Raw genomic sequence first — 16164 nt, 5'->3', positions numbered from 1 at the left:
CCGAGTACGTGGCCGGGTGGGGCCCGAGCGTTGCACGGGACCTGACGGGAGGAGTGAGCCGAGCCGGTCGCGCGCGCTCACTTCTTAGAACTCCTTCGCGAGGACCCGTCAAAAGGCGCCATATTCGGCTTCACCCCGGTCCTTTTCTCATCGGTTATGGCCCCGACAAGGGGGGGCTCACTTCTCTATGGCGAGAGGGAGGCCGACCTATACGTTCATCTTCGGAAGCCCGCGGGGAATGCGTGCTCCCCTCCGGAGTCTGGGGCCTCCGCACTCGCTGCGACATCCGTGTCGTTCGTCGTGTCGACGTTTCGCTCATCTCCACGATCGACAACACGACTGAGAAGCAGAACCATGGCTTTCACGACCCGGCGGCGCCGCCACTCACGGCACCGATCGCCGTCGCGCCTCGGAATGCGGGCCGTCGTCTTCGCGACGATCGGCGCTCTCCTCGTCGGCTCGTGGGGGCTCGGCGACGTCTCCGCCTCGTCTCCCGCTCAGGCCGCGAACCAGGCGGATCCGGTCGCCGGCGACGCCCCCGCCCTTCTCCCGACGCCGGTCGCACCGACACCGCCGGCAGCCCCCGAGGCCGATCCGGCACCCGCTCCGTCGGCACCCACTCCGTCAGCGTCCGCCCCGTCGACGTCCGCCCCGCCCGCACCCGCCGAGGCCGCGGAGTCGCCGAGTGCCACGGCGGAGGAGCCCGCTCAGGACGAGCTCGATCCCGCAGCACCCCGCGGCGCCGCAGAGACGGAGCAGCCCGTCGAGACGGCGCCCGCCGGATCGGCGCCCGCTCCCACGGCGGCCTCGGACGACGATCAGGAGTCGGACCGCGGCCCGCCCGCGACGGCGCGAGCAGCGGGAGGCTTCTCCACGCTCGCGGCCGGCGTCGCCGAGGCCCCGCGGCAGGTGTGGACGGAGACCTTCGAGCAGGGCCTGACCGCCACCCCGAGCGCGCTCACCGCCTACGCGAACGGCCGCTACACGGCCGCCACCGGCTGGTCGACCGCCACGAACTGCACCGGCGTCCTGGTCAACTACACGGCGCCCTACCCCAACTCCGCCTTCTGCCCGACCCGGCCCCTCCTCACCGTCGGCACGGGATCGTCGGCCGCACGCGAGACCCGCCGCATGGCGGACGTCCTCGGACAGGTGGCGGCCGGAGTGCCGGGGTCCACCTCCAGCAGCGCCCCGGCCAACGGCTCGAACACCGGCACGCAGGCGAACCACGCCCTGGTCGAGTACCCGTACGCCGCCATCACCGGCGGCACGACCGTCGCCCAGAGCGCCGCGGGGATCGGCGTCTCCGCGCCCGCCGCCCGCTACTACGCCGTCGGCATGAACGCCGCCGGCGGGCAGTGCGGGACGAACAACGCGTCCCTCTCCCTCAACCTGGTGTCGGGCGGGTCCACCGTCCTCACCGGATTCGCGGCACCGGTCGTGCCCTGCGCCGCGACCGGCGGCGTGTTCTACACGTCCCCGACCCTCCCGCTGGTCGGCGGGCTCGGCTCGCTCGTCGATCCCGCGCTCCCCGCCTCCGCTCGCGCCGCCGCCTACACCGGCACGAGCACCGCGCTCCTCACTCCGGCGCAGATCGCCGCAGCCCAGGTGCAGCTCGTGAACACGGTCACCGGCACGGGAAGCGCCTTCGCCGTCGACGACCTCCGCGTGCTCGACGTCACTCCCGCTCTCGATGCGGCCTTCACGCAGGCCGTGCCGACCGCGACGGCGCCGACCACGCTGACCTACACGGTCACCAACACCAGCGACCTCCTCGCGAAGGCGGACTGGCGCTTCTCGACCGCTCTCCCGGCCGGCCTCGTCGTGGCCCCGACGCCGGCTGTCGGCGGGTCCTGCACCGACGTCACCGGAACGGCGTTCGCCGTGACCGCGGCCGCCGGATCCTCCACCGTCTCGACGCTCGGCGGCGATCTCGCCGCGGGTGCGACCTCGTGCACGATCTCCGTGGACGTGGTGGCCGCCGCCGCCGGGACGTACAGCACCGGGACCACGACTCCCACCGGCCTCATCGCCTCCGCCCCCACCTCGGTGACGATCCAGGCCGCGACGACCCTCACCGTCCGGAAGAACCTGCCGGTGCGCAGCGCCACGGGCGACCAGTTCACGCTCTCGGTGCGCAGCGGCACGACGGTCCTCGCGTCGGCGACCACCACGGGCACCGCCACCGGGATCCAGGCCGCGCAGATCAGCCGCCTCACCGTGCAGTCCGGAGCGACGTACACGATCGCCGAGGCGCAGACCGCGGGCGCAGGCCTGGGGTACTCCAACAGCTACGAGTGCTCGCGCGGCGGCACGGTCATCGCCTCCGGAGCCTCCGCCGCCGGGTCGATCACGATCCCCAGCGAGGCGGGAGCGGAGGTGCTCTGCACCTTCACGAACACGGTGCAGACGCCGCGCCTGTTCTGCGACACCGGCCGCTTCTACTCCCTCACGGCGGCCGGCGCCCTGCAGCAGGCCGACATCGTCACGGGATCCCTGACCTCGATCGGCAGCTGGTCGGGGACCGCCGAGGCCAACGCGCTCGGCGTCGGCGCGAACGGTGCCTTCGCCTACGCGCTGGACCGCTCGTCCGACGCGACGGACGTCGACGCCGTCCTCAAGTGGACGCCGGAGGCCGGCTTCCAGAGGATCGCGAACAGCGCGTACACGACCGTGGCCGGCGGAGCGCAGGTGACCGGCAGCATCGTCGCCGGCGCGGTCGACCTCCGGACGGGCCGGTACCTGTTCGGCAGCTTCGCGAGCGGCCAGTTCTACATCTGGAGCTTCACCGAGGCCAACCCCGTCGCCACCCGGTTCGCCCTCGTCGGCTCCTTCCCCACCTCCGGAACCCCCAACGGCAACGGCGACATGGCGTTCGACGCTCGCGGCAACCTCTACGTCGTCGGCGCGGGCTCGGTCAACAACGCCAGCAGCGCCGCGATCTTCACCGTGCCGGCCGACGCCCTGGCTGCGGCGACCGGCGGCACCCTCCCGGTGAACACCTCGATCGCGAAGGCCGTGACGGGGACCGACGCCGCCTTCGCCAACATCAACGGCATCGCCTTCTCGCCGCGCGGAACCGTCTACCTCGCCAACGGCGACGTCGCCGCCGCGAACGGTGTCCCCGCCATCCCCGGCAGCGCCTACGAGTTCGACGCCACCACCTGGACCCGCGTCAGCGGCACGCCGCGCGTGAGCGTCAACGCCGTCGACCTCTCCGGCTGCTCCTCGCCGGCCACGATCACCGTGCAGAAGAGCGTGGTCGGGCGCCTGGCCGCGGCGGACCAGTTCCAGCTCACGGCGGCCGCCGGCTCTCCGGCGTCGCCCTTCGCCACGGCCACCACCACCGGTGCCACCACCGGCCGCCAGACCGCGCAGATCGGCCCCTTCCCCACTCCGATCAACAGCACGGTGACGGTCTCGGAGGCGATGGCCGCGGGCTCCGCCTCCCCGATCACCGCCTACACGAGCATCTACGAGTGCTACGCGGACGGCGTGCGGGTGAGCACGGGCTCGAACCCGACCGGGACGGTCACCCTCCCGAACCGGCTCGGCGTCAACGTCACCTGCACCTTCTTCAACTCCCCGCGCCCCGCCTCGACGGTGCGCATCACCAAGACGATCCGGGACGCCTCCGGCACGACCCGCCCCGGCGTGGACTGGACGGTGGGCACGACGGCGACGGCCACCGCGGGCACCGTCGCCCTGCTGCCGGAGCAGTCGCCCCGCCAGCAGACGGACGCGGCGGGTCAGGCCGCCTGGACCGTCCTGTTCGGCACGGAGGCGTCGCGGGCGACGCTCACCGTCTCGGAGGTGCAGCAGACGGGCTTCGCGTTCGTCAGCGGCGCCTGCACGGTCAACGGCGCCGCGCGGGCGACCACGTTCTCGCAGTCCGGGACCGTCATCAGCGCGAGCCTCACCGGCATCGCCTCCGCGGCGGTCGTGGAGTGCTCGATCGTGAACCGGCCCACGGCCTCCCTCACGCTCGTGAAGACGGTGAGCTCCGGCAGCGCGCTGCCCAGCGACTTCACGCTCAGCGCCACCGGCCCGACCGGCGCCCTGCCCGGCCCGACCGGCCGCGCGGGCTCCGCGGGCGTGTCGGCGATCCCCGTCACCCCGGGTGCCGCCTACCGGCTCGCCGAGACCGGGGGCTCCGCCACCTATGTGCAGACCGGGCCCTGGCAGTGCCGCACCGACACCGGCGCCGCACTCACCGTGAGCGCGGCCGGAGACGTGACCCCGACGAACGGCGCCGCCGTCACCTGCACCGTGGACAACGCCAGCGCGACGATCACCCTGGTCAAGCAGGTCCTGCGCCCCCAGACCGGCTTCCAGGCCGCCGACTGGCGGGTCACCGCGACGCCCGCCGCACTGGCCGGAGCGACGCTCCCGACGGAGACCCGGGCCGGCGCGGAGTACGTCGCCGCGGGCAACCCGGCGAGCACCTTCGAGGTGCGACCGGGTCACGGCTACACGCTGTCCGAGGCGGCGACGGATCCGACGCGCCGCCTCGCCTACCAGGAACTGCGTCTCGAGCGCCTGACCGGGACGACGTGGTCCCCGGTCGCCTCGCGGACGATCACGGCACCCACGGCCGGTCAGACGGCGGTCTACCGCTTCGTCAACGCCCCCGTGGACCCCACACGCCTGCCGCTGACCGGTGGCGCCAGCACCGACGCGTTCCTCCTGGGCGGGGGGTCGGTGCTCACTCTCGCACTCGGCCTCCTCCTCTGGGAGCGGCGCCGGAGGCTGCGAGGCCCCTCCCGGTGACGCCCCGACCGAGAGCCCCGGCGCTCTCCCGCAGACCCCTTCCCGCACACCTTCGACTCCACGACACCAGCACTCACGACCTCAGTAGGAGAGATCACATGTCCCGCTCACTCACCAGGCGGTTCGCCGCCGCAGCCGGCGTCCTCGCGCTGAGCGCTGCGGCGGTCTTCACCGCCGTCGCGCCGGCGTCAGCGGTCACGCTGCCCGGCAACATCGACCCCACCATCAGCCGCACCCTCACCGTGCACAAGCTCGCGCTGGGCTCCAACAACGGCCAGGCGATCGGCACCGGCCAGGAGATCACGGTCCCCGGGGACGCGCTGCCCGGCGCCGTGTTCACCGCCGCGCGCGTCCAAGGCGTCGACCTCACCACGCCCGACGGCTGGAACCAGGTCGCGAACCTGACCCCGGGCACCGCCGCGACCCGTGTCACCGCCGCCGACACCTTCACCGCCACCAGCGGCACGGACGGCGAGGCCGTGTTCAACAACGGCGCGAGCATGCCGCTCGGCCTCTACCTCGTGACCGAGACCCAGCTCCCCGCCGGAGCGACCAACGGCGCGGCGCCGTTCCTCGTGACCCTGCCGTTCCCGACGGGCCCGACCGGTGCGCCGGCGAACCAGTGGATCTACGACGTCCACGTCTACCCCAAGAACGCGGTCACGGAGCTCACCAAGACGCGCGTCCCCGCGGCGGCGAACTCGGTCGAGGCGCGCAACCCCGACCTCATCCGCTGGGCCATCGCCTCGGACGTCCCGGTGCTCGCCGCCGGTGACACGCTGGACACGTTCACCCTCACCGACACGCTCCCCGCCGAGCTGACCTACCTGCCGACCGGCCCGGCCGGCGTCGCGCCCACCGGCATCACGGTGACCAGCGCCGCGGGCACCGCGCCCGCACCGGCGTTCATCGCGAACACCGACTACACGCTCGGCTACGACGCCGCGACCCGGAACGTGACGCTGAACTTCTTGCAGTCCGGCCTCACGAAGCTCCAGGGCCTGCAGGGCGGCGTCGTCACCCTCACGGTGCTCACCCGCGCCACCGCCATCCCGGCCAACGGCATCATCACCAACTCGGCGACGAGCGTCGTGAACGGGGCCACGGAGACGGTCACCGGCAGCACCCCGATCGGTCAGCTGACCGTGTACGCCTACCAGAACAACGGCGCCAACCGCGTGCCGCTCGCGGGTGCGGTCTACCAGGTGTTCCTCACCGAGAACGACGCCAACCTCGGCCAGAACCCGGTGTTCATCAACGGCAACCAGAACTGGACCACCGGAGCGAACGGCTTCGTCGAGATCCCGATCATCACGCCGGGCAACTACTACGTCCGCGAGCTGACCCCGCCCGCCGGATTCCGTCTGCCCACCCCGGCCCAGGTGCTGACGCAGGTCGTCGCCGGACCGAGCTCGGCCACCGCGCCGATCCAGAACTACGTCGAGTTCCTCCACACCCAGGTGCCGGCGTTCGCCCTGCCCCTCACCGGTGGCGGCGCGCAGTGGTTCACCCTCGGTGGAGGCGCGCTCCTCGCCCTCGCGATCGGTTCGGGCCTGATCGCCTCGCGCCGCCGCACCGCGCTGGCTGCTCAGACCGCGGAGTAACGTCACACCATGACGAAGTCGAATGCGGGGCACCCGTCGGGTGCCCCGCATTCCTCTGTCTCCGACCAGTTCCCCAGCAGGCGGCTGCTCCACCGCCGACCGCGGTGGCGGCTGCCGATCGCCCCGCTGGTCATCGCGCTCATCAGCCTCTCGGGAGTGGCGCTGCTGCTGTACCCCGTCGCCGCCAGCTGGCTCAGCGCCGTCGAGCAGGCGCGCGAGATCGACTCCCTCACGCAGGACATCACCGACCTCGGCGCCGAGACCCTCCGGCAGAACCTCGTCGAGGCCCGCGCCTACAACCAGAGCCTCAGCGGAGGCGGCGCGGCCGTCGCCGCGAACGAGCGCCTCCCCCTCGCCGACGACGAGCAGGTCGCCGACCGCGAGCGCTACTCCTCCCTCCTGCGCGGCGACGCCGAGGGACTGATGGCCCGGATCAGGATCCCCGCCATCGACGTGGACCTGCCGATCTTCCACGGCACGAGCGACGCCGTCCTCGAGCGCGGCGTCGGCCACCTCGAGGGCACCGCCCTGCCGGTCGGAGGCCCCTCCACCCACTCGGTGCTCACCGGCCACCGCGGCCTCGCCTCCGCCGAGCTCTTCACCCACCTCGACCGCGTCGACGTCGGCGACACCTTCACCATCGAGGTCTACGGCGAGGTGGTCACCTATCGCGTGCGCGAGACGCTGGTCGTCGAGCCGGAGGACACGCAGAGCCTCCTCGTGCAGCCCGGCCAGGACCTCCTGACCCTAGTCACCTGCACCCCGCTCGGGATCAACACCCACCGCATCCTCGTCACCGGCGAACGGGTGGTCCCGACGCCGCAGTCGGACGTGGACGCGGCGGGGGAGTCGCCCGACGTCGCCGGGATCCCGTGGTGGGCGGTCGCGGCCGGAGGCGCGGTGGTGGCAGCCGGGTTATACGTGTGGTGGGCGGGGCGGCCGGCGCGGGGTGCGTGGGCGCCGGTGGTGGTCGCGGACGAGGAGCGGGACAGGGTTCCCGCGGGTCCGTGAGGCGAGGGGGTGCGGATCTCCGCCGTCCTGCTCCGGTCGCCTCGGCGCCGTGCTGTCCTCGTCGGCGGGATCGCGGCCGTGCCGGCCCGGTCAGGCGGGGCGCCACTCCTCGAGGAACTCGGCGACCGTCTTCGTCTCGAGGTCGAGCTCGACCTGCCCGAGGAGGTAGTGGGGGTCGGTGAGGTCGGCCTTCACGCGGATGATCTCGGCTCCGGTGTCGAGGCGGACGACGACGAGGTCGTAGGGCGCGAGGAACCCGCTGCCCAGCGCCATGTCGATGGTGAGGCGGAGCCGGCCGAAGCGCCGCAGCTGCAGCTCCGCGCGGAGGTGCTCGGCGGCGACCTCGGGGGCGTCGGGAGTGAGGTCGGGCATGGGGGAGACGGTACCGAAGCGGGGGTGGCAGATCCCTGGCCGCTTGTAAATGGGCGGGTCGTGACAGGAGCTGCCGTGAGGCAGTCCCGCAGACCGACCGTCACCGCCCGGCTCTCCGGCGCCTCGATCAGGTTCTTCGCCACTGCGGCGGAGAGGTAGGACGTCGCGTCGTGCCGGCGCAGAGTGACGACCGAGGCGACGGCTCGCACCGCCAGGACGATCGGAGCGAAGCTCGGCCCTGAGGTCAACCAGTCTCCGACCGCGACGCCGACCTCGGTCATCGGGATCAGCAGAGTCATCGGATCGAGTCGCCCTGCGTCTCTTCGCCTAGTCGCGGAATCATTCCTGCCGCCTATGCGGAGGCGGTTCGGCTGGATACGGTCAACGCTCGTGGCGTCGAAAGTACCGCCCGCCAGCGCCGTTCGCTAGCGACCCGCGAGGCCGGACCCGCCACCATCCCTGTCCAGATCGCGGAGGGCGACGAGACGACTGCGGTCCGGATCGTCCAGCGGACCAGCGAGAACGATCAGTTCCCCGATCTAGCGTCCGCGAACCACACCGCTCCGCGCAGCGCGCCCTCGACGAGCGAGCTTGCGCACAGGCCAAGGCCCCTGCGGAGGCCGAGCTGACCGCCCGTGGATTCGCGATCCTCGACAGCGAGGTCTACTACGGCTACACCAGCCACACCAGCATCCGCGACCTCCGCATGGAGGACGGCTCCCGCGTGGACGCCGCCGATATCGAGAACGTCGAGGGACGCGCCTCATATGTGCGGGTCGTGTTCACCGGCAAGAGCGCCGATCTCAGCTACTACCTCTCCGACCCGCGAGCTGCGGGCTTCCGCAAGGAGGGCGGGAACACCGCAGGCCCGATGACCGACGAGCAGAAGGCCGAGCGGCGCATCCTCATCACCAACAACAAGGCGTGAAACGCGGCCGAGACGGTTCGCCGCGAGTGGATCGCCTCGTTCCTCTCCCGCAAGACCCTCCCAAAGGACGCGGACCGCGTAATTGCCCTGGGCCTCACCGTGCACCGCTTCTCGGTGTCCTCCGGGATGAGCGACGGCAACGCCCTCGCGCACACCCTCCTCGGGATCACGCAGCCCTCCGGCTACCACGCCGACGCTCTCGGCGCGCTGGTCGAGGCGAACCCCGCGAAGGCCCGCCTCGTCGCGCTGGCCGTCGTCCTCGCAGGGCAGGAGGCGAACACGAGCAGGGAGTCGTGGCGCCGGGGAGATGAGCGCGCCGCCGCTCACTTCCGCCAGCTCGCGGCCTGGGGCTACGCGCTCTCCCCGGTCGAGCAGGTCGTCACCGGCGACACCACCGCAGCCGACGCCGCGGGCCTCAGCTAGCCCTCTCCGCGGGGACCGGCAGCCGCCGGTCCCCGCCCTCCCGCCTCGACTCTGCAGAAAGGCCCACCATGACCACCACCACGACTCCCGCCGTCGACGTCGACATGTGGGGACACACCCCGGCGCTGCGCGACGCGCAAGGCGCCGTCGACGCCGCCACCGCCTCCGGCGACCCCGACGCGATCGCCACGGCCGCGCGTGCGCTGATCGTCGCCGCGGCCGCGCACGGCTGGCCTACCGCGACCGCTCTCGTGTTCAAGTACGAGACGACCGGTCCCGTCGCCGGAGTGTGGGGACTTTGGCGAGTCCTCGACGCCGACCGGACCGTGCTCCGAGCGTGGGACGACGACCCCGACCCGATGACCGACGAGTCGGAGGAGGAGTTGGTCGCCCTCGACCTCATCAGCAACCGCCGAGCGACCCAGGACTACACCGACTTCGGAACCCCCATCGGCTCCACCGTGCTCATGCTCCGCACGATCGCGCTCTGAACAGGTGCGTGCGGGCCGACCCGAAACGGGCCGGCCCGCACGAGGGGGAGAGCCCCCTCGACCCCCCGGTCACGCGCGTGAAACGGCCGCCCGCGCTCGAGCGGTGATCAGCGGCGAGGGCGCGGCTTGTACGTTTTCCCCGCCCGGATGTTCCGGTTCTCAATCACGCCGACGACCGCTAGGCCGACGGCCACGGCGATGAGCAGTACCCATCCGAGGACGTTGAACCACTCTCCAGTGAACGCCGCAAAGGTTTGCTCGCCGGCGACCGCGAAAGCATCGACGACAAGCCGAACCACACCAAGCCGTTAGAAATTAGTGCTGCGCGCGCGAGCTTGGTGCGAGGCTTCAACATGCGCTCACCCTCCCACCGGGTTCTGAGCGTGTCCACCGCACTCCCTCATCTGGTTGGCGGTTATCAACTCTCGTCATCGTTCCGCGAGCGATGCGCGCGGACGGCAGCGACGACGGCCAAGACGCTGAAGAGCAGCGACGACCGGCGCGAGCACGAAGATCAGCGCCACCGGACCCAGTTCCAGCACATCCGCAGGAGAGGCGCCCAGCTCAATCTGCATGCGACTACTGGCCGGACGCAGTTCGCGGTCGCCCCTATGATCCGGGCATGGTCTCAGTACTCGTCCGGAAAATCACCAGCAAGCACGAACGCGACATCCGCACGATGCAACGCCGACTGTTCACCGACGCAGGAGAACGGATCGCCGCGACCCCCGGGCTGCCCGACGCCAAGGCAGCCAAGCTCGCACGAGCTCGCGCACGAGACATGCCCCACCTCCGCGGACGCTCACTGAGCAACCGACGCGCCGAGGTGTCCGTGATCATGGACCGCGGCCCCGCCGCCGACCTTGAACCCGACTCCGGCGTCGACCCGACGCTCTCACTCGTCAGCGTGTCCGTGAAGGGCTCGAATCTCCTCGTCGGCAACTCCGAGATCCTCGGCCCCGAGGAGTACGCCGCCTGGGCGCAGGCCGTCGTGGGGGAGTCCTGGGCTGGCGGGCTCTACGCGGCAGGGGCACTGTCGGGGAACGACGACAAGCGGCTCTCCACGTTCTACTTCTACGTATTCACTGACCGCGACGGCCGCGCCGTCGAAAAACCGGCCAACTGGTCGCTACCGCTCGAACCAGTCGTAACGTAAACCATTTCACGTTGGAAAAGAAAGAATTTGTCGACACATATGCGTCAGGAGGCTGTCGGCACATCGCTTGGAGAAACGTTCTGGCGATGACCGGACTCCTTCCATTTCGGTCCAACAGCAGCGTATAACTGCCGGAAAAAATCATCCGCTGTCCAGGTGATGAATCGATCTGTATAGTCATCGACGTTAAGCTGCCGATCCTTCCACCCTTGCAGGCGAGAGGCCTGCACGAAGGCCATGACATTCGGATCGATAAACGGAGAAACCCAACGCTCGTGAAACTTGTAAAACACCGGATCCTTCCAGACGGTGTCAAGGTCCCGGTCCCGCATGCTATAGCCCACGTACCACCACGGACGAACGCTGGATTCCTCCATTCTAACAACCACGCTGCGGATCGCAGTCGATCGCGCTTCATTCAAGCCTGCGGAAGTGCGACTGATATTCGCGACAATAGTTTCGGGTTTAGTGATGTCCCCGTGCAACTTGAGTAGCGGCACGGGCCCGCCATTCTCGAGATATGTGTCAAGGGCCGCGGGGAACGCCTTGAGTTCTTCTTCCGTCGCAAAAGCTTGCACGTCTCCGGCTTCACACCTGGCTTCAATAACTTGATCGAAGTTCACGGTGATCAGCAATAAGCGCCGCTTCAAACTAACAAGGCTCCTGAGTGGATCATCTCCCACTCGATTTTCTGTAATTGCAGCTATAATCCTGTCGTGCATTTTTGCGAAGCCGACCAGGGAACTAGAAAACCTCTGCGACTCCTCTTGTTGCTCATGTTCGAGAACTGTCTCGAGGGTTAAAGTATCCACAAAAGATTCTTCACCCACTGCAATCTCAATCGGGCTCAGCTGGCCACTTGCAGCCAGATCAGCCCACCATTCGTGAGCCACAATATTGAAGGTGCTCTCATCGACAGGCTGCTCCATCAATCGGCTTAACACTTCATTACGCAATTTATCACCCGATGGCAACCCGAAGCCCACACTGGCGCCTGCGCCGAGGAACAATACGAATAAGGGCATTGAAGACTCATCGTGCCGCGATATTGTCCTTAGCGGAAGAGCTGACTTTCTCCAGACATTTCGCCACCCAATGCCGTCGTTCGCAATTCTAGCGAGCAAACTCGGATCACCGCTGCAATGAATGTCGACGTGAAGTTGCCCTTCGCATGACAAGAGCAAGGTTGTCCCCGTTGACATCCCAAGCAAGGTCGGAAGGTCGTTGACGAGATCCCATATAACTCTTGTGTGTTTATGTTCTAACGAGGCCTCAGAGTAGGCGAACGCGACCAGATCGGACTCGCGAAGGAGATCCGTACACAAGCTGGTAACAATGTCGCGAATCGTCTGCTGAGCAGCGTTTGCCGAGTCGTAGTCCTGCGCACCAACAACGCGAGCTCGGTCGGAATCGACCTCTAGGCTGAGAGCAGCCTCTGGATAGTCGACATTGAAGCTGTCGAGCAGAATATTGATCGCCGCTATCATCTTGGGGGCATCAGTTGATAGATCACCGGATTCGACCCAATCCGCACCCGCCCCGGACGAATCAAGAAGCACGCCGTCTTCAGCACGAAGCGCCTCGCTGATTAGAGGCATCCACTTCTCACGCTCAGCGAGCCATACAGACAATATTCGAGGGCTACTTGATTGCTCGCGCGCAGCATGAGATTTCAAGGACGCTTGCAACCATTCGAGCACATCCGCGGTATTCAAGGTTCTGACACCCTTTCGCCGTCTGTCCACTGCAACAGCTCGGCCCGCAGACGCAGAGTATTTGAAGGGCGCTCGAAGGCCACGCCCAATGCGCTCAAAACCGGCCGAACGCTCTGGTAGGCGGTTAGTGCACTGTCGACCGCTACGAGTGCTGCTTCTCGCCCAACAAGGGCTTGCCGCAATCTAAGCCTTGCCGCCAACTCCCACTCTGGGTCGATCCATATGCCTTCGTCTCCTTGATGCAGACCTTGACCGAAGCGACGCGCGATTTCACCGAGAGCCCAGCCTCGATACAAATCTAAACCCCGCTCAGTTGCCTTGTCCTGCTTAGATAAAGCATGAGCAAACGACAAAGTGGGTATCGCAATTGCCCGAGATATTTCGTCTGACTCAGCTTGATTGCGAGGAGCCGGCAGTCGGCGCGACCGGTCAGTGTTTCGATTCACCAAGAGTACGAAGAGAAGGCCCGCCGCCGTCGGCCGAAGGGTCGCTGTCTCTTCTTGCAGGAGACCAGTGACGCTACGAATCCGTTGCTGATTCCATTCTTTGTACACTGAAGTGAGCGTTGCGAGTGCGTTCATCTGAATTTCCGCGGATGGCATTTTTACGATGCCGGGTTCGTACGGGCTTTCTCTTGCCTGCAGAAGTAACCAGAGAACTACCACGCCCTCAGGAGTAACCAGCCAGCGGTCTGCACCAACAGCTAGAAACAGCTCTTCCTGCTGAATGGAGGCATCTAGGCGAACGCTAGATAGTCGGCTCACCTCTTCTCGCAATCGTTTGCCGCTCGCGATCGGATCGAACCACCGGCGCAGAAAGGACAGTGACGTGAGGAGATCGTCTATAGTGCGCAGCTTCAACTCGCGCGCTTCGCTTTTGATTGTTCGGTACTGTACGGTGAGAACCATATCTAATGCGTGGCGAAGCGACGTGGCCTCTAGTGACGTCAATTCGTCAGAAACTCCAAAGATTTGCACTACTTGGCCCTCTCAATGTCGCCGGCGAGCGATTCCACAACGTAATCCGACGCTGCGAAAAGGGCGGTCTGTGTTCTCGCCTCGAACTCGACCTGGTTGTCGCTGCTAGGAAGCATGACAACGACCTGACTCGCGATTGTGCCAAGTACATCGGAGCGAACATATTGCATCAGCTGGCCGAAGCGATCTCTTGCAACGAACGCTCCAAACTCGTCGAGGAATACCAAAACATATTCGGCCCGGCTCGACAAGTTTTTTAGCGTTTCTAGCTTCGCTCTCGTATACGCGAATACTTGTTCACCTGATGAGAATGCTTCAAGCGGCCGACGTCGACGCTTGCCGTCTGAGGAACGCCAGACCACCGCTCGTCCCTCGAGGTCGTAGTCAACCTCGCTTGCGTCGTCGAACAGCTCTCGACGCAATACGTCTTGCGACAGGAGATCGCTCACTTCTCCTTCGACCCACCTGCTGAGATGGTGTCCGAGCGACGTGTCGTTCAGATTGCTCAAATGCCACTGTTGAGCGTCCTGATGCACCAGCCTTGGCGCCAAATTGTGCGCTTCGCGCTGCAGGAAGGCTGTCGCGGTCGCATACCGGTCTCTCACAGTGGACGCCGCATCTTCAAGCTCTTCGATCAAGTCGCCGATAAAAACGACGAGTTCAATCAGTATTGCTTCTTTTGGGAGCAAACTAGGCGCGTCGAGGTTGACGGTTAAGCTTTCCGCGAGATCAGGCAGATCATCAAGCGAGCATTGGTGTTTCTTCATCCACGGGGCAACTGCTTCTCGCAACGTGCCCCAACCAGGTGAGGTAGCCAGCGAGTTCGCAAACGCTGAGATATGTGAGCGCAGAGATCGCACTTCCGCTCGGGTGCGGGTTAGCTCGGCGTTGTGATCCCTCTCCAGCGCAATCGTGGCGTCAAGCTGTCTTTGGGTGTTGAGCACGTCGGACATCGTCTCCGTCATGCGCGCTGGCAAGTTGGTTCGCCAAGTCTCCAGGTCGAGAGTAACGTTTTGCAATCCGAGCGCTTCAAGTTTCGAGGATACGACCGCGTTTATCTCCTGTTTCAATGCGTCCGGGTGGATGAGCCGGTCGCCCAAGTCATCGAGGGCCTGATCTGCCTCGTCCTGGTCGCTCTCAGCCGAGTAAATTAGTTGCGACGCGTTATCGGTGACCGAGTCAACACCCGCCGCGGCGCGCACCTGCATGACAGCAAGCAGCGCCTCACTTGTCGCAGCAACGAACTGATCTCGTTTGTCAGTTAGTGCCGAAGTGACATAATCACGTTCTTGGCGCTCACTTTCGGACAGCTGAAGAAACTCGTCGAGCGCTTTATTTGCGTTTTCGAGATTCTCGCTTTTTCGGTCCACCGCGGAGACGATTTGCGGAAAGGATTCGAGAAGACGGATCCGAACGGATAGCTTGGTTAGCTCGGCTTCTATCGCTATGACTGCATCGGATTTAGGCACATCTCGCAATGAAGACCGACGACGGGAAAGACCTTGTATCAATTCACTGGCGGTGATTTCGCGATCAAGCTCTACCACTACCTCATCATGAAGGTCGTTGGGTAGAGTCAGTAGTGTTCGTTCTACCGCTACTGTCACCTCGCGGATGGAACCCGCCGCATATTGAGTCTTTTTTGCTTTTTCTAGCTCTGCTCGGTCTGTTCTTGCGTCAGTAAGCATCCTGTTTGCTTGTAGGCGCGATGGTCTCTCGCGGAGTCCCAAACTGCGCAAGACTTCGGCCTCGTCGAAATGCGCACGAGTGTATGCATCGGTCCGTAATCGTACCAAACGCGCTAATTTCGCGAAGTCATCGCGCGAGCCTAACAGGCCCGCGTTCCGACTGTTGAGTAACTGTTCTTCCAGGCGAGAAATATCGTCTTTGAGAGTTGAGCGTCGGGTCCAAGCATCCTCGTACTCTCGAAGCGATGCTAGTCGGGCGTCAATTCGCTCGAGAACTTGAAGGTCCGAGAGCGCTTGATTTGCGCGCTCGGCCCCTTCTTCATGTGACCTTCGTCGCTCGTCAAGCTCCTCACGTTCGCGCTCGAGGCGTGAAGACCGATCGATGAGAGCGAGGCCTTCGCGGGCGGAGATTTGCGGTGTCCCCAAAAGGCCAGCCCAGACGTTAGACCACCTGGTTGTCAGGCGATTCACTGCCTCAGCCCGGTGCGCAACCTCTTGTGCGCGTTGATGAAGCGCCAGGCCGATTGTCTCTCCTAAAGTTTCATCGCCTGCGACCCGTCGAACCTGGATCTTTGATCGAAGGGTTGGCCAGTCGACCTCAGTGCCATCTATGAAAGCTTGCCCGGGGTTGCGTGCGGCGCTGGCTTGATCAGCTGAGTTCCAAGTGCTGCTGTCCAGCAGGACTGTTATCAGAGGACCGGTGCTTGGCTCAAAGTTGATTTTGATTTGACCGAGTTGTTCGACCAAGCTACTCCACGCTCTGGGGAGGCCAGCGTAGGGAAGTTCCCCTGCAACGAGTTCAAGCAGCCGCGCGGCCAGAGACTTTCCGATCCCGTTTCGACCTTCCAGACGAGCAAGACGAATATCCGGTATCTCCGGGATGACTCGAAGTGAGCCCCCGATCGTCTCGAACGTTATACGCATTAGTTCTGAGCCTGTTGTAAAAATAGCTCCGCGATCATGTCGATGGGATCACGCGGTTCGCTCTCGAGATGCGCTTGGAGGACTGTGGTGAGTGCGGCGGTGCGG

General features: G+C 66.0%; 13 protein-coding genes. 7 read left to right on the top strand and 6 right to left on the bottom strand.

All coding sequences use genetic code 11. The features are described 5' to 3' along the window. The first annotated feature begins 354 nt into the window (after nucleotides 1–354). The 3 genes from C5D09_RS05455 (at nucleotide 355) to C5D09_RS05445 (ending at nucleotide 7385) form a co-directional block, all read left to right on the top strand. Nucleotides 355–4770, top strand: a complete 4416-nt coding sequence (locus C5D09_RS05455; protein ID WP_146085610.1) for an LPXTG cell wall anchor domain-containing protein — start codon at nucleotides 355–357, stop codon at nucleotides 4768–4770. 98 nt (nucleotides 4771–4868) lie between these two features. Then, entirely contained in the window at nucleotides 4869–6374 is a 1506-nt protein-coding gene (locus C5D09_RS05450) for a SpaH/EbpB family LPXTG-anchored major pilin (protein WP_104268791.1), read from the top strand. A 9-nt stretch (nucleotides 6375–6383) separates the two neighbouring features. Beyond that, a complete protein-coding gene (locus tag C5D09_RS05445) occupies nucleotides 6384–7385 on the top strand; it encodes a class C sortase (RefSeq protein WP_219813049.1) in 1002 nt (333 codons plus the stop codon). 90 nt (nucleotides 7386–7475) lie between these two features. Here C5D09_RS05445 and C5D09_RS05440 read toward each other — a convergent pair whose 3' ends face one another. Next, nucleotides 7476–7757, bottom strand: coding sequence for a hypothetical protein (locus C5D09_RS05440; protein ID WP_104257763.1), 282 nt, complete (start codon nucleotides 7755–7757; stop codon nucleotides 7476–7478). Nucleotides 7758–8481: 724 nt separating this feature from the next. Between C5D09_RS05440 and C5D09_RS05435 the strand changes: the two genes are divergently transcribed. The 3 genes from C5D09_RS05435 to C5D09_RS05425 all read left to right on the top strand — a co-directional run bounded on the left by C5D09_RS05435 (nucleotide 8482) and on the right by C5D09_RS05425 (nucleotide 9599). After that, a complete protein-coding gene (locus tag C5D09_RS05435; RefSeq protein ID WP_146085609.1) occupies nucleotides 8482–8685 on the top strand; it encodes a hypothetical protein in 204 nt (67 codons plus the stop codon). A gap of 126 nt (nucleotides 8686–8811) precedes the next feature. Continuing rightward, entirely contained in the window at nucleotides 8812–9108 is a 297-nt protein-coding gene (locus C5D09_RS05430) for a hypothetical protein (RefSeq protein WP_146085608.1), read from the top strand. Between the two features lie 68 nt (nucleotides 9109–9176). Next, complete coding sequence (locus tag C5D09_RS05425) at nucleotides 9177–9599, top strand: hypothetical protein (protein WP_104268788.1); 423 nt, start codon at nucleotides 9177–9179, stop codon at nucleotides 9597–9599. Between the two features lie 107 nt (nucleotides 9600–9706). Here C5D09_RS05425 and C5D09_RS17090 read toward each other — a convergent pair whose 3' ends face one another. Continuing rightward, nucleotides 9707–9898, bottom strand: coding sequence for a hypothetical protein (locus C5D09_RS17090; RefSeq protein WP_146085607.1), 192 nt, complete (start codon nucleotides 9896–9898; stop codon nucleotides 9707–9709). A gap of 129 nt (nucleotides 9899–10027) precedes the next feature. Then, nucleotides 10028–10174 (bottom strand): hypothetical protein, encoded by a 147-nt coding sequence (locus C5D09_RS17415; RefSeq protein ID WP_181135008.1) that lies wholly within the window; start codon nucleotides 10172–10174, stop codon nucleotides 10028–10030. Nucleotides 10175–10221: 47 nt separating this feature from the next. On the opposite strand from C5D09_RS17415, the gene C5D09_RS17085 reads away from it, so the two are divergent. Further along, on the top strand, nucleotides 10222–10755 hold the full coding sequence (locus C5D09_RS17085) for a hypothetical protein (protein ID WP_146085606.1): 534 nt from the start codon (nucleotides 10222–10224) through the stop codon (nucleotides 10753–10755). Nucleotides 10756–10799: 44 nt separating this feature from the next. Here C5D09_RS17085 and C5D09_RS17080 read toward each other — a convergent pair whose 3' ends face one another. The 3 genes from C5D09_RS17080 to C5D09_RS17070 are packed head-to-tail and all read right to left on the bottom strand — an operon-like array spanning nucleotide 10800 to nucleotide 15882. Then, on the bottom strand, nucleotides 10800–12455 hold the full coding sequence (locus C5D09_RS17080) for an SIR2 family protein (RefSeq protein WP_146085605.1): 1656 nt from the start codon (nucleotides 12453–12455) through the stop codon (nucleotides 10800–10802). A gap of 11 nt (nucleotides 12456–12466) precedes the next feature. Next, nucleotides 12467–13447 carry a hypothetical protein gene (locus tag C5D09_RS17075; RefSeq protein WP_146085604.1) on the bottom strand — a complete coding sequence of 327 codons (981 nt, stop codon included), beginning with the start codon at nucleotides 13445–13447 and terminating at the stop codon, nucleotides 12467–12469. Continuing rightward, nucleotides 13447–15882 (bottom strand): hypothetical protein, encoded by a 2436-nt coding sequence (locus C5D09_RS17070; RefSeq protein ID WP_146085603.1) that lies wholly within the window; start codon nucleotides 15880–15882, stop codon nucleotides 13447–13449. Before C5D09_RS17070 ends, C5D09_RS17075 begins: the two co-directional genes overlap by 1 nt. Nucleotides 15883–16164: the final 282 nt, after the last annotated feature.

It is taken from the genome of Rathayibacter sp. AY1C9 (assembly GCF_002932315.1).
Lineage (GTDB): Bacteria > Actinomycetota > Actinomycetes > Actinomycetales > Microbacteriaceae > Rathayibacter.
The sequence above is the reverse complement of the archived record's forward strand: the minus strand, read 5'-3'. Positions and strand labels throughout refer to the sequence as shown.

What these genes read in the sequence shown, in the direction of transcription:
- C5D09_RS05455 (WP_146085610.1), top strand. Translation starts at nt 355, where the DNA reads ATGGCTTTCACGACCCGGCGGCGCCGCCACTCACGGCACCGATCGCCG.
- C5D09_RS05450 (WP_104268791.1), top strand. Translation starts at nt 4,869, where the DNA reads ATGTCCCGCTCACTCACCAGGCGGTTCGCCGCCGCAGCCGGCGTCCTC.
- C5D09_RS05445 (WP_219813049.1), top strand. Translation starts at nt 6,384, where the DNA reads ATGACGAAGTCGAATGCGGGGCACCCGTCGGGTGCCCCGCATTCCTCT.
- C5D09_RS05440 (WP_104257763.1), bottom strand. Translation starts at nt 7,757, where the DNA reads ATGCCCGACCTCACTCCCGACGCCCCCGAGGTCGCCGCCGAGCACCTC.
- C5D09_RS05430 (WP_146085608.1), top strand. Translation starts at nt 8,812, where the DNA reads ATGAGCGACGGCAACGCCCTCGCGCACACCCTCCTCGGGATCACGCAG.
- C5D09_RS05425 (WP_104268788.1), top strand. Translation starts at nt 9,177, where the DNA reads ATGACCACCACCACGACTCCCGCCGTCGACGTCGACATGTGGGGACAC.
- C5D09_RS17415 (WP_181135008.1), bottom strand. Translation starts at nt 10,174, where the DNA reads ATGCAGATTGAGCTGGGCGCCTCTCCTGCGGATGTGCTGGAACTGGGT.
- C5D09_RS17085 (WP_146085606.1), top strand. Translation starts at nt 10,222, where the DNA reads ATGGTCTCAGTACTCGTCCGGAAAATCACCAGCAAGCACGAACGCGAC.